Raw genomic sequence first — 13578 nt, forward strand, 5'->3', positions numbered from 1 at the left:
GCACTTAGCCTTGACTATCTCCTACTGACTCTTGTCGTCGCCTTGATTCTCCGTGATCAAGCTCTTCACCTTGATCACGCCGGATCCGGTGACGACGTCGACCCACCGACGGGCAGGCGTGCGTCCAGGATCAGACCGAGGATGCCGACCGCGAACAGGCACGCACTCAGGACCAGCAGGAGGGGATTGCGTTGGCCGGCCATCGCATCGCCGAGGAACACCACGGCAGCCGTACCCGGCGCCATGCCGATCACACTCGCCACGATGTAGGGGACGGGGCGAACCGATGACAGTGCCGAGCAGTAGTTGGCGACCGAGAACGGGCAGGCGGCGATCAGTCGAAGCGAGCCGACGGCCAGCCAGCCCCGGCGACTGAGCCGGTACTCGACCGATCGAACCACCGGTTTGGTCAGATACGGCCGCACCCGCTCCCGACCGAGCCTGCGCACCAGCACAAACGACAGCATCGCGGCCGTGGTCGAGGCGATGATCGCACCGGTGAAGCCGACGACCGGGCCGAAGAAGATGCCCGCCATGACGGTGAATGTCGAACGGGGGAACGGGGCGATCGTCACCAGCGCGTAGGCACCGAAGAAGACCCAGACGAAGGCCGGGCCCAGTCCCTCGCCCCAGGACCGCACGCTGGAGATGGACGGCATCGGGACGAAGTACGACGCGAGGAGGATCACCACGACGACCGCGGTCGCGGTGAGTGCGGGCCGGATGACACGCCGATCGATCCGCCGGCGTGAGGTCACCAGGGTCTCCCGGCCGCCCGGATCCGACATTTCGTCGGTGGTGGTGGGCTCGAGAGGCACCGGCCCACTGTACTCACCGGCGAACGGTGGTGTGGGTCACGATGCCCTGGATGTGTGGGCCGAGCGAGCGTTCGGCTAAAGTCGGGTACGCGCTCGACCCGGAGCATCACGGAGGTGCCACGTCCCATGTCGCAGACCCCTGCGTCGACATCCGATCGGTCCGACCGATCGCTCGACGAGGCCTACGAGGCCTGGTCGTCCGCCGCTGCCGCAGTCCTCGCCAAGTCCCGGCGATCCACCGTCGAGGAGCTACCGGCCGGTGCCGAGGAATTGCTGTCGACGACGACCCCCGACGGATTACGTATCCGGCCTCTCTACACGCGCAAGGACGAGGTGCCCGAGTCCGGGCTGCCCGGCGCGTTCCCGTTCGTCCGCGGGGCGGACCCGGACCGTGACGTCGCCCTCGGCTGGCGGGTCACCGAGCGCTTCGGCGACGACGACACGCCGGCCGAGGACGTCAACAACGCTCTCCTGGAAGCACTCTCGAACGGCGCGAGTGGCCTCTGGCTGTCTCTGGGCGCGGGCCTCTCGGCCGACGATCTCCCTGCCGTCCTCGACGGCGTCTACCTCGACCTGATCCCCGTCACCCTCGAAGCAGGAGCAGACGGCATCACCGCCGCGCGTGCGCTGCTGGCCGCGCGGGCGAACGCCGTGGCCGCACCCGCAGCGGCCGAGTCGACGTCGGCGACCATCACCTCGCTCGGCTTGTCACCGTTGACCGCAGCATTCTCCGGGCGGCCGGGCGTCGACGCCGCCGAGGCGACCGCACTCGCCGTCGACGTCCCTGCCGGGGTCCGTACGTTCCGCGTCGACGGCACCGACTTCGCCACCGCCGGCGCGGACAACGGGCTCGAGATCGCCCTGATCGTCGCCGCTGCGGTGACTCATCTCCGGGACCTCACCGCTGCCGGTTCGTCGGCCGCGGATGCCCTGCGCCAGATCACCTTCGCCGTGGCAGCTGACGACGACCAGTTCGCCACCATCGCCAAGTTCCGTGCGCTGCGCAAGATCTGGGCCCGGGTGGCCGAGGTGCTCGGTGCCCCGGAAGCAGGTGCGGCGATCACCCACGGCGTCACCGATCTCTCGATGCAGAGCCAGCGCGACCCGTGGGTCAACATGCTCCGCACCACGATCGCCGCGTTCGGTGCCGGGGTCGGGGGCGCCGACCAGGTCACCGTGCTCGGTTTCGACGCCGCGATCCCGGCTGAGCGGCGCACCTCGAGCGCGACCTTCTCCCGGCGCATCGCACGGAACACCCAATTGCTGCTGTTGGAGGAATCGAACATCGGGCGCGTTCTCGACCCGGCGGGCGGCTCCTGGTTCGTGGAGTCGCTCACCGACGACCTCGCATCGAACGCGTGGACGGTCTTCGCCGAGATCGAGGCCGCCGGTGGTTATCGCGCGGCACTCCGGTCCGGTTGGATCGCCGATCGCGTCGGGGCATCGCTCTCTCGACGTGACGAGTCGGTCGCCCATCGGCGAACCTCGGTCACCGGTGTCAACGAGTTCCCGAATCTCGACGAACGCCCCCTCGGCGGCGACGTCGCCGACACCACGGACCTGCCACACGGCTCGCCGAGGCTCGCCCGGGTCGGGCGCGCCTATGAGGAACTGCGCGACCGCTCCGACGCGGTCCTCGCGCAGACCGGCCGCCGTCCGTCCGTGCTGATGCTGCCGCTGGGGCCGGTGGCCGAGCACAACGGTCGTACCACCTTCATCGCCAATCTCCTTGCCGCAGGCGGAATCACAGCCGTCAACCCGGGCCCGCTGACGGCCGACGGCATCGCGGCCGCGGTCGCGGACGCGGGCACGCCGATCGCGGTCGTCTGCGGGACGAAGCAGCGCTACGCCGACGACGGCGCCGCGGCGCTGGCCGCCGCACGCGCCGCCGGGCTGTCGACGGTGCTGTTGGCAGGCCCCGACAAGGAATGGCCCGACGGCGACGACCGGCCGGATGCCTCGCTACGGGTCGGGATCGACGCCGTCGCGACCCTCACCGGACTGCTCGAGAAGCTGACCCACGAACCGGCGGGAGCGACGTCATGACCCAGACCGAACCGACCAGCGCCCAGGCGTCGAACGACGAATCACAGTTCGGTGCGGTGCCCAGCTTCGCCGGAATCGACCTCGCCACCGGCGCACCGGATGCGAGCAGCTCGACGACAGCGGCGATCGATCGTCTGGCGCGCGCGCAGGGGCAGAGCGCGGACGAGATCACCTGGACGACACCGGAACAGATCGATGTCCGGCCGATCTACACACGCGCCGACCGCGACGCGGTGACCGGCGACGGGGACCATCCGTATCCTCTCGACTCCATCCCGGGCGAGGCGCCGTTCGTCCGCGGCCCGTACCCGACGATGTACGTCAACCAGCCGTGGACGATCCGTCAGTACGCCGGCTTCTCCACCGCCGCCGAGTCCAACGCCTTCTACCGGCGCAACCTGGCGGCGGGCCAGAAGGGTCTGTCCGTCGCCTTCGACCTGGCGACCCACCGTGGCTACGACTCCGACCACCCGCGGGTCGCCGGCGACGTCGGCATGGCGGGCGTGGCGATCGACTCCATCCTCGACATGCGGCAGCTGTTCGACGGCATCGATCTCGGTTCGGTGTCCGTCTCGATGACGATGAACGGTGCGGTGTTGCCGATCCTGGCGCTCTACGTCGTCGCCGCCGAGGAACAGGGTGTGCCGCCCGAGAAGCTGGCGGGGACCATCCAGAACGACATCCTCAAAGAGTTCATGGTCCGTAACACCTACATCTATCCGCCGAAGCCGTCGATGCGGATCATCTCGAACATCTTCGAGTACACAAGCCAGAAGATGCCGAAGTTCAACTCGATCTCGATCTCGGGTTACCACATCCAGGAGGCCGGTGCGACCGCCGATCTGGAGCTCGCCTACACCCTGGCCGACGGCGTCGAGTACATCCGGGCAGGTCTCGAGGCCGGTCTCGACATCGACAAATTCGCGCCGCGGCTGTCGTTCTTCTGGGGCATCGGGATGAACTTCTTCATGGAGGTCGCGAAACTGCGTGCCGCGCGGCTGCTCTGGAGCGAACTGGTCGCACAGTTCGAGCCCACGAACGCGAAATCGCTGTCCCTCCGGACACACTCGCAGACCTCGGGGTGGTCGCTGACCGCTCAGGACGTGTTCAACAACGTCGCCCGCACCTGCGTCGAGGCCATGGCGGCGACCCAGGGACATACCCAGTCGCTGCACACGAACGCCCTCGACGAGGCGATCGCCCTACCGACCGACTTCTCCGCCCGTATCGCCCGGAACACCCAGCTGCTGCTGCAGCAGGAATCCGGTACCACCCGGCCGATCGACCCGTGGGCCGGTTCGAACTACGTCGAGTGGCTCACCCACCAGCTGGCGCAGAAGGCGCGTGCACACATCCGCGAGGTCGAGGAGACCGGCGGCATGACGCAGGCGATCAACGAAGGTCTGCCCAAGCTGCGCATCGAGGAGGCGGCGGCACGCACGCAGGCGCGGATCGACTCGGGCCGGCAGCCGCTGGTCGGCGTGAACAAGTACCAGGTCGTCGACGACGAGGAGATCGAGGTCCTCAAGGTCGAGAACTCGAAGGTGCGCACCGAACAACTCGAGAAACTCGCGCGGTTGCGTGCCGAACGTGACGAGACGGCCGTGCAGGCGGCGCTCGCCGACCTGACGCGTGCCGCGGCCTCCGACGAGGGCGGGCTGGAGAACAACCTGATGGCGCTGGCCATTGAGGCCGCCCGGCATCAGGCCACGGTCGGAGAGATCTCGGATGCGATGGAAAAGGTCTATGGTCGCCATCAGGCGGAGATCAAGACCATCAGCGGGGTGTATCGACATGAGACCGGCCAGGTGAGCAACGTCGACGCGGCGACGGAGATCGTCCGACAGTTCGGTGAGGCCGAGGGACGACGTCCCCGCGTGCTGGTGGCCAAGATGGGGCAGGACGGGCACGATCGCGGGCAGAAGGTGATCGCCACCGCCTTCGCCGACCTCGGTTTCGACGTCGACGTGGGTCCGCTGTTCGCCACGCCGGAGGAGGTGGCCGCGCAGGCCGCGGACAACGACGTCCACGTCGTCGGCGTCTCCTCCCTCGCCGCCGGACACCTGACGCTGGTGCCGGCACTCAAGCAGGCGCTCGCCGACGTCGGGCGTCCCGACATCATGATCGTCGTCGGCGGCGTGATCCCGCCGGGTGACTTCGACGACCTGTACGAGGCGGGCGCCTCGGCGATCTTCCCGCCGGGCACCGTGATCGCCGATTCGGCCGTGGAACTGGTCTCGAAGCTCGCCGCCACCCTGGGCCACGAGCTGACCGGGGTCGCCGCCGAGTGATGGCCGATCAACCCGGTGCCGGCGGGCCCGGCGGTGGACCGAACGCCGTGGCGAGTCGTCGGACGATCGACGTCGACGGGCTCGCCGCGGCCGTCCTGGAGGATCGGCGCGCCGATCTCGCGCGCGCCATCACGCTCGTCGAGTCGACCCGCCCGGATCATCGCGCGGCCGCGCAGGAACTGCTGCTGGCGCTGACCCCGCACTCGGGGAACTCGTTCCGCGTCGGGATCACCGGCGTGCCCGGGGTCGGTAAGTCGACCACCATCGAGACGCTCGGGATGTACCTGATCGAGCAGGGCCACAAGGTGGCTGTGCTCGCGGTCGACCCATCGTCGACGCGGACCGGGGGTTCGATCCTGGGCGACAAGACGCGGATGGGTCGCCTGTCCACGTCGAAGGACGCCTACATCCGACCGTCCCCGACGTCGGGCACCCTGGGCGGCGTCGCGAAGGCGACCCGTGAGTCGATCGTGCTGCTCGAGGCGGCCGGCTTCGACGTCGTGCTGGTCGAGACGGTCGGGGTGGGGCAGTCGGAGGTCGCCGTCGCGAACATGGTCGACACGTTCACGTTCCTCACGCTCGCGCGGACCGGTGATTCCTTGCAGGGCATCAAGAAAGGCGTCCTCGAGCTCGCCGACGTCGTCGTGGTCAACAAGGCCGACGGCAAGCACCTCAACGAGGCGAAGGGCGCCGCCCGGGAGTTGAGCAACGCTCTCAAGCTCATCTATCCGCACGATGCGCTGTGGGTGCCGCCGGTGCAGACGATGAGCGCGATCGAGAACACCGGCGTCGACGAGTACTGGGATGCGGTCCTGCGGCACAAGAAGACCCTGTCCGACGCCGGACAGTTCACCGCGCGGCGCAATCAGCAGCAGATCGACTGGACGTGGGCCATGGTCGACGACATCGTGTTGTCGCGGTTGGCGGGCAGCGCGGAGGTGAAGTCGATCCGCAGGGATGTCGAGCAGCAGGTACGCACCGGCGACCTCACACCTGCCCTGGCGGCGCAGCGCATCGTCGACGCTTTCGACCGTCGTTCGCCGTCCTGACCTGACAGTCGTCCGCCAGAAGGGCTTTTCGCGACACGGTTGTTGTGGAAATGGTCACCAGTCTTGGCCGCTCTGAGATCGACCTGTTACTTTGCTTAGGATCACCTTATCAAGGTGATCCTTGCCGGGGGTCGATCATGTGGATCGCGGGCGGCGAGCTGGGGAAGTTCTGGTAGAGAGGTTGGGCGCTTGCTACGCCGTCTGACGATCATCGTGTTGGCCGCTGTCATCACCTTCGGGTTCGCCGAGAGTCATGGTTCGCTGGTGGCGCCGGCCGGCGCGGTCCCGGCCTCACCGCCGTCCACGTCGGCTCAGCCGACCGCGTCCTCGCCGAACGCGAAGCAGTGTGTCGGTTCCGATTTCGCCACACTCGGCAAGATCTACGACGCGATCTTCGATTCCTTCCTGCCGTATCTGCCGCCGCAGGTGAAGCGCGACAAGGACAAGATCAAGGCGCAGACCCACCGGGACATGGACCGGCTGCGCATCTCGAACATGCTCGTGTCGAACCATCCCAACCAGCTCGGTGCCCAGCGCGGTGACCCCATCATGAAGTACCGCGATCCGATCTCGCTGTACGTCGTGTCGCAGCTGCTGAACATTCGCCACGGCAAGCAGTTCCAAGCCGTCACGGTCGAGAACCTCACCTTGGCCCAAGCCGTCGAGACCGCGTGGTTGCTGATCTACACGACGGTCATCATCCCGCTCACGGTCGTCCTGAGCGCGGTGCCGAACATCGCGCCGATCTGGGGGCCCATCAATGTGCGCTTCCTCGTCACCCTGCCGTTCTACGTCGGCATCTACGGGGCGCGGTATGTGTACCAGTTCATCTCGAGTGCACTGGTCAACTCCTGTCTCGTGTCGATGACGAAGGAGGAGCGTGACCGGGCGGGTAAGCCGATCAAGGATCTGCGGTTCTCGGGGTCGGTGCCGAAGTTCATCCAGGACATCGCCGGACAGGTCGATCTGGCGGATCAGAAGGGCTGTGAGCCGATCGGCAACCAGCCGATGTCGCGCATCGTCGACCGCACGACGAAGTACCTGACCGACGCCAACAAGGATCCGGCGACCCGGGCTGCGATCGCCGCCATCTCCAAGGACGTCGAGAACCGGATGCGCAACACCTGGGTGCCGGTCAATCTCATCCCGGCCGACCCGGCCGACTACAACCAGATCGAGGGCATCATCTCGCTGTTGGGTGGCTACGTGTCGCCGGACATCCCGATCACCATCGGGGACAACAGTTTCGGAATCGCCACGGGCGGTGCCCCACTCGACATCGTCCTCGGACTGGTCCACAACTTCAATCAGGGCAAGAACATGGGTGCGCAGGTCCGGCTCTGGGACCTCCCGGTCACGAAGTCGATGACCGCGGCGTACTACACGATGTACTTCAGCATCTACGTCGCTCAGGTCATCTACGCGAACGCGCTGCCGATCGCGCTGCCCGGGATCGCCAATCTCGTGCCCCGCCCGTTCGGACTGTTCTACGCGCCGTTGAACTTCGGTTTCACCGCGTATCACAACGTCCTGCGCTCGATGTGCTTCGCCGAGGACAAGAAGGTGGAGGCCGCGGTCGCATGATGCGGACACCGACTCGCAGCGTGGCGATCATTGCCGCCATCGTCCTCGGGGTCATCGGCCTGATCTCGGCGCCACCCGTCCACGCCGCCCCGCAGCAGGGCGCCGGGACCGTGCTCAGTACGACGGACATCACCGGTCGACCGGATGCCAAGGTCGCCGGCGCGGGCCGGGTGATCTCCATGACCTATCTCTCCGAGGCGCCCGACGGGCGACTCGTCCCGGTGCGCGGCACCGTGATGATCCCGTCGAAGGCACCCCGCCCCGGTGGCTGGCGCGTCCTCGGCTATGCCCACGGCACCGCCGGACTGGGTGATGACTGCACGGTCACTGACCGGATGGGTCACCAAGGGCGATACGACGATTGGCTCGGACCGTGGCTGAAGGACGGCTACGTCATCACGGCGACCGAATACGCCGGGATCGGTGGGCCCGGCCCCCACGCGTACCTCGATGGGGCCGTCGCCGGCAAGAATGTCCTCGATTCGGTGCGTGCGGCGCGGACCGTGGTCGCACGGCAGTCGGGGACCGTGTCGAAGGGGTTCGTGACCAGCGGTGCGTCGCAGGGTGGCCATGCGTCGCTCTGGGCGTCGCATCTCGCCTCCTCGTACGCGCCGGAACTCACCGATGTCGGCGGTGTCGTCAACTCGCCGCCGGTCGGACTCGCTGAGTACTTCGAGACCCTGCGGCCGGGCTTTCCTCCGATTGCGGTGCCCGACTACGTCACCTACTTCTCCTACGTCCTGGCCGGGCTGAAGGTCGTGCGTCCCGACGCTGACGTCGACTCGTATCTGACACCGCTGGGCCGCAAGGTCGTCCGGGATGCGATGACACTCTGCTACCCGAATCAGGGACGCGCCACCAAGGGCCTGACCGTCGGACAACTCATCGCCCGGCCATTCTCCGAGGGTCCGCTGATCCCAGCGCTGCGGGATGTGACGCGGGTTCCGACCTCGGGATATCGTGCGCCCCTGTTGATTCAGCAGGGCACGCTCGATCCGGTGGCGTTCGCACCGCTGACCGAGCAGTTCGTGTCGCAGGCACGGTCGAACGGAACGACGATCGACTTCCGTACCGCGCAGGCGGGCCACGGCCTGGGTGCGTGGTCGGAGACAGCCGCTCTGCGATGGGCGGATCAACAGCGCTGGCCCTGAGGCCCGGGCCCGCCTCGCCACCGCGCCGTCCCGACCTGGATGTCGCTCGATCGTGCCCTGGATGTCGCCGATCGTGCCCTGGATGTCGCCGATCGTGCCTTCGAATTCGCTGACTGTGTCCTGGATGTCGCCGATCGTGTCCGGCGGGTGTTCCGGCGGACGGTGTCGGCCTGTCCGGCCCTCGTGGTGTGCCCGATCAGCGTGATTCTGGGCACGATCGGCGAAAAGTTGGACACGGTCGGCGGGAGTGGCGGCGTGGGCCGGGGCGAGATCCCGCCGACGGTGTCCTCGAGTTCCGCGATCGTGTTCCGACTCTCGCCGACCGTGCGCGCGGATCCGCCCATGCTGTGCAGGATTTCGCCGACGAGATCGGGGAGTTCCGACCCCGCTGTGTCTTATCGTGACAACCGACCCGATCCGCAGACACGACTGGCCGGCTCCCGGGCACGATCGGCGCAGAGTTGGGCACGATCGGCGAAAAGTTGGACACGATCGGCGAGGGGCGGGGGTGGCCCCGACGACTCAGGCCCGCCCGATCGTATCGGGCGGGCCTGAGAGGTGAGACGAGCTGTGCCCGTGACGCTTCGGTCGTCAGAGACGCGCGGCGACCGGGTTCAGCAGATCGATGACGTAGTCGACCGACGGCGCGCTCGGCACACCGAAGGCGGGTGCGTTGTCGTTGGTCAGGTAGACGACCGTATCGTCCTTGACCGCGGTGAGGTTGTCCCATCCCGGAACACGCTGATACACCGAGTCGTCACCGAGGCTCCACGCGACGAGGAGGTCGGAGTCGAGCAGATCCACGCGCTCGGGTGAGATGGGCGACCGTGTCGCGCTGCCCTTGTGCTCGGCTGCCAGCTTCGGATTCAGAACGAAGCCGAGCTGTGCGAGCAGGCCCGCGGCGGAGTCCTTCGTCGAGTTGATCGCGCCGATCTGGCCGGTCGGCTGGAACTGCGCGAAGGTGAAGGTCTTTCCGACCGCGTTCGGATGGTCGGCCTTGAACTGGGCGATCTTGTCGTCGGTCTTGTCGATCAGGTCACCGGCCTCGGACTCCTTGCCGAAGATCTTGCCGGTCGTCGTCGCGATGTCCTCCCACGTGTCGACCGTGGCACCCTTCTGCATCACCGGGATGGTCGGGGCGACCGCACTGAGCCGGTCGTAGTTCTTCTGATCGCCGACGTACCCGGCGAGGATCAGATCCGGCTTGTATGCGGCGAGCTCGGAGATGTCGAGTGCGGCGATCGACGGGACCACCTTCACCTCGGAGGCGTGTTCCGGTGTCCACTCGAATGTGTTGTTCGGGCCGGCGTACCCCTGTTCCTTGAACTCCGCCGTGATGGGGATATTCAGCGCCGCAAGGGTATCGGTCCAGTTGGTGAGCAGTGTGACGACGCGCTCGGGACGCTTGTCGATCGTGGTGGAACCGTACTCGTGGTCGATCGTGACCGGCGTGTAGGTGGCCGAACTGCTCGACGAATCGTCCTCGGCGGGAGCCGAGCACGCCGAGACGAGGGCGGCAAGGGTGACGAGCAGTGCAGACGCGGCGACGAGCGCCGGCCGGCGACCTCGGGTGCGCATGGCTTTCATGGCGGAACCAATCGTTCGGGTGAACAGGCGAATTCGGAGGGACGGGTCACATGTCCAACGTCGCACCTCCGTCGATGCGGAGGTCGTGCATGGTCACATGTCGTGCGGCGTCCGAGGCCAGATAGACCACGGCGGCCGCGATGTCCGCGGGTTCCGCGATGCGCTGCAAAGGGATTCCGAGCCGATGCTGTGCCGGGTCGCCGGCGAGAACGGCGTCACGATCGCTCTCCGACGACCACATACCGCGCAACATCGCTGTGTCGGTCGATCCGGGCGAGACGATGTTCACCCGGACGCCCTTCGCGGCGGCGGCGAGACCGATGCTGCGCGCATACGACGTCGCTGCGGCCTTCGACGCGGCGTACGGCGCCATCCGGGCGCGCGGGGTCGCCCCCGCGTTGCTCGAGATCACGACGGCGCTGCCGCGCCGACGATTCGTCATCGACTCGACCGCCACATCGAGGAGGTTGCGCACCCCGCCGGCGTTGACCGCCATGCAGACATCCCAGTCGTCGCTGAGAACGCCTGCCGCGCTCACCACCAGATCCACCGGGCCGGCGTCGTTCTCGACCGCTTTCCACGCCGACACGACGGCCTCGCGATCGGCGACGTCCACCGCCCGGACGGAGTCGCCGCCCAGATCCCACCCGTGCACATCGGCGCCGGCCGCACCGAGGGCGTCGACCACGGCCTGACCGATCCCGCCGGCAGCGCCGGTCACCACTGCCCGGCGCCCGGCGATGCCCTCGACGTCGGCAACGCTCACCGGGCGATACCGCTCGACACCGTGTCGCCGCGGTCGGCGGGGGATTCGGCGGCGGCCGAGAGTGCCTCGGTCACCTGATCGGCGGTCACCACGAGCCCCGCCCGTTTGCCGATGTACTCGCCGGCCATTTGGTGCTCGTCACGACTGAAGTCACCCATCGCGTCGACCACGAAGAACGGCTTCACATCGCTCATGAACGCCTCGGTCGCGCTGATCATGCATCCCATGTGGGCGTAGACGCCCACGACGATGAGTTGGTCACGCCCGTGGTGAGCGAGGAGCTGCCGGAGGTCGGTGCGCTGGAATCCCGAATAGCGCCACTTGGTGACGCGGATGTCGCCGTCGGTCGGTTCGAGTTCGGGAACGATGTCCTCGTCCCGCCCGGAGACCAGTCCGGTGCCCCAGAAGTCGGCGAGGATGCCGCGCCGGGACGGATGCTGATCACCGGGTTGCGCCGTGTACACGATCGGTACACCGGCTCGCTGACAGGCCTCGCGAATCCGCACCATGTTGGGGAGGGCGGTCGCCATCGGCTCCTGGTCGAGACGGTAGGCATCGATGAAGTACCGCTGCATGTCGTGGATGAGCAGAGCGCTCCGATGGGCATCCAATGTCCAGTTCACACGAGCAGGGAACGGTCCGCGGGGAATCTCGTAAGGGTTGATCGAAGGAATGGCCACCCCGTTAGGGTAGCCTCACCTGTCGTGAAGGTTTCGCCGTGGCCCCCCGATCTGGTCGACCACTACCGTGCGCTGGGATTATGGCGCGGGGAGACGTTCGACGACATCATCCGAACCCGTGCCGCCGACCCGGACATCGCGACGCGGACCGCGGTCGTCGACGCCGAGCGCCGACTGACCTACCGCGAACTGGACGAGCGTGTGGACCGGCTGGCAGCAGGATTCGCCGCCCTCGGCATCGGACCCGACGATCGGGTCCTGCTGCAGATCCCGAACCGGGTCGCCTACGTGGAGACCGTGTTCGCTCTGTTCCGTGCGCGCGCGATCCCGGTCTTCGGACTGCCTGCGCACCGGGAGGCCGAGCTCGTCGGTATCGCCCGGTCCGCGGGCGCCGTGGCCATCGTCTCGCCACGTACCCACGAAGGCTTCGATCATCGGGGGCTCGCCGAGACCGTGGCGGCACAGGTGGATTCGGTCCGACATCTCGTCGACGTCGACGACCTCGAGGCGCTGTTCGCCGACCCCATCGATCACGGTCGCGCCGACCCGTCGGACCTGGCCTTCCTGCAACTGTCCGGCGGCAGCACCGGCATCCCCAAGCTGATCCCGCGGACGCACGACGACTACCTCTACAGCGTGCGGCGCAGCAACGAGGTGTGCGGGGTCACCGCCGACACCGTCTACCTCGCGACATTGCCGGTGGCACACAACTTCCCGATGAGTTCGCCGGGCATCCTCGGCGCACTGGTGGCCGGTGGCACGGTGGCGCTCACCGCGTCCCCGACGCCGTCGGTGGCCTGGCAGATCGTGGCTGCCGAGCGTGTCACGATGACGGGGCTGGTGCCGCCGCTGGCGCGGCTCTGGACCGAGACCGCCGAGCGCGGAACCGATCTCGACATCTCGTCTCTGCAGACGGTCCAGGTCGGCGGCGCCCGGTGCCCGGATGAGCTCGCCCGACGGATCGGCCCCGCTCTGGGCGTCACCCTGCAGCAGGTGTTCGGCATGGCCGAAGGTCTGGTCTGCTACACCCGCCTCGACGACCCGATCGACGAGATCTGCACCACCCAGGGCCGTCCCATGTCCGACGACGACCAGGTGCGCCTGGTCGACGACGACGGGAACCCGGTGGACTCCGGTACCGGCTTCCTGGAGACACAGGGCCCCTACACGATCCGCGGCTACTGGCAGGGGGCGGGCGAGGGCTCATTTGCGCCGGACGGCTGGTACCGCACCGGCGACGTCGTCGAGTTCGACCCGAGTGGCAACATCATCGTCCGCGGCCGGGGTGGCGATCGGGTCAACCGCGGCGGCGAGAAGGTGTCGGCCGAACAGCTCGAAGAGCAGTTGCTCGCCCATCCCGCGGTCCGGGATGCGATCGTCGTCGCCGTCGCCGATCCGTATCTCGGTGAGCGGACATGTGCCTACGTGATCCCCGAGGACCCGGACCAGCCGCCGACCCTCGCCGGGATCCGCGGATTCGTCCGCGAAGCCGGGCTGGCCGAATGGAAACTCCCCGACACCGTGACGGTGATCGAGGAGTTCCCGGAGACGGGAGTCGGCAAGGTCAGCCGCAAGAAGCTGCGCTCACTTCTCGCGGGCTGACCCC

10 protein-coding genes are annotated in these 13578 nt (G+C 67.6%); 6 read left to right on the top strand and 4 right to left on the bottom strand.

The window, feature by feature from the left end; genetic code table 11:
• Nucleotides 1-74: 74 nt before the first annotated feature.
• The gene (locus tag EEB19_RS01280; RefSeq protein WP_187583059.1) at nt 75-788 is read right to left on the bottom strand and encodes a TVP38/TMEM64 family protein; all 714 of its coding nucleotides are present in this window, start codon (nt 786-788) and stop codon (nt 75-77) included.
• A 156-nt stretch (nt 789-944) separates the two neighbouring features.
• Between EEB19_RS01280 and EEB19_RS01285 the strand changes: the two genes are divergently transcribed.
• From EEB19_RS01285 to EEB19_RS01305, 5 genes are all read left to right on the top strand, one after another.
• Nucleotides 945-2864, top strand: a complete 1920-nt coding sequence (locus EEB19_RS01285; RefSeq protein WP_187582409.1) for a methylmalonyl-CoA mutase family protein — start codon at nt 945-947, stop codon at nt 2862-2864.
• Nucleotides 2861-5155 (top strand): methylmalonyl-CoA mutase, encoded by a 2295-nt coding sequence (gene scpA, locus EEB19_RS01290; protein ID WP_187582411.1) that lies wholly within the window; start codon nt 2861-2863, stop codon nt 5153-5155. The genes EEB19_RS01285 and scpA overlap by 4 nt, the downstream gene beginning before the upstream one ends.
• Entirely contained in the window at nt 5155-6204 is a 1050-nt protein-coding gene (gene meaB, locus EEB19_RS01295; RefSeq protein WP_187582413.1) for a methylmalonyl Co-A mutase-associated GTPase MeaB, read from the top strand. The genes scpA and meaB overlap by 1 nt, the downstream gene beginning before the upstream one ends.
• A 189-nt stretch (nt 6205-6393) precedes the next feature.
• Nucleotides 6394-7788 (top strand): hypothetical protein, encoded by a 1395-nt coding sequence (locus EEB19_RS01300; RefSeq protein ID WP_187582415.1) that lies wholly within the window; start codon nt 6394-6396, stop codon nt 7786-7788.
• Entirely contained in the window at nt 7785-8939 is a 1155-nt protein-coding gene (locus EEB19_RS01305; protein WP_262365357.1) for a lipase family protein, read from the top strand. The genes EEB19_RS01300 and EEB19_RS01305 overlap by 4 nt, the downstream gene beginning before the upstream one ends.
• Before the next feature lie 591 nt (nt 8940-9530).
• Here the strand turns inward: EEB19_RS01305 and EEB19_RS01310 are convergent.
• Genes EEB19_RS01310 through EEB19_RS01320 form a run of 3 tightly spaced genes read right to left on the bottom strand, consistent with a single transcriptional unit; the run spans nt 9531 to nt 11972 of the window.
• Nucleotides 9531-10526, bottom strand: coding sequence for an ABC transporter substrate-binding protein (locus EEB19_RS01310; protein WP_262365358.1), 996 nt, complete (start codon nt 10524-10526; stop codon nt 9531-9533).
• A 46-nt stretch (nt 10527-10572) separates the two neighbouring features.
• Nucleotides 10573-11292, bottom strand: a complete 720-nt coding sequence (locus EEB19_RS01315; RefSeq protein WP_262365359.1) for an SDR family oxidoreductase — start codon at nt 11290-11292, stop codon at nt 10573-10575.
• A complete protein-coding gene (locus EEB19_RS01320) occupies nt 11289-11972 on the bottom strand; it encodes an isochorismatase family protein (protein WP_187582417.1) in 684 nt (227 codons plus the stop codon). Before EEB19_RS01320 ends, EEB19_RS01315 begins: the two co-directional genes overlap by 4 nt.
• A gap of 24 nt (nt 11973-11996) precedes the next feature.
• Between EEB19_RS01320 and EEB19_RS01325 the strand changes: the two genes are divergently transcribed.
• Nucleotides 11997-13574: a (2,3-dihydroxybenzoyl)adenylate synthase gene (locus EEB19_RS01325; protein ID WP_187582419.1), complete on the top strand. Its 1578-nt coding sequence runs from the start codon at nt 11997-11999 to the stop codon at nt 13572-13574.
• Nucleotides 13575-13578: the final 4 nt, after the last annotated feature.

This window comes from Gordonia sp. OPL2, assembly GCF_003797825.1.
GTDB lineage: Bacteria > Actinomycetota > Actinomycetes > Mycobacteriales > Mycobacteriaceae > Gordonia.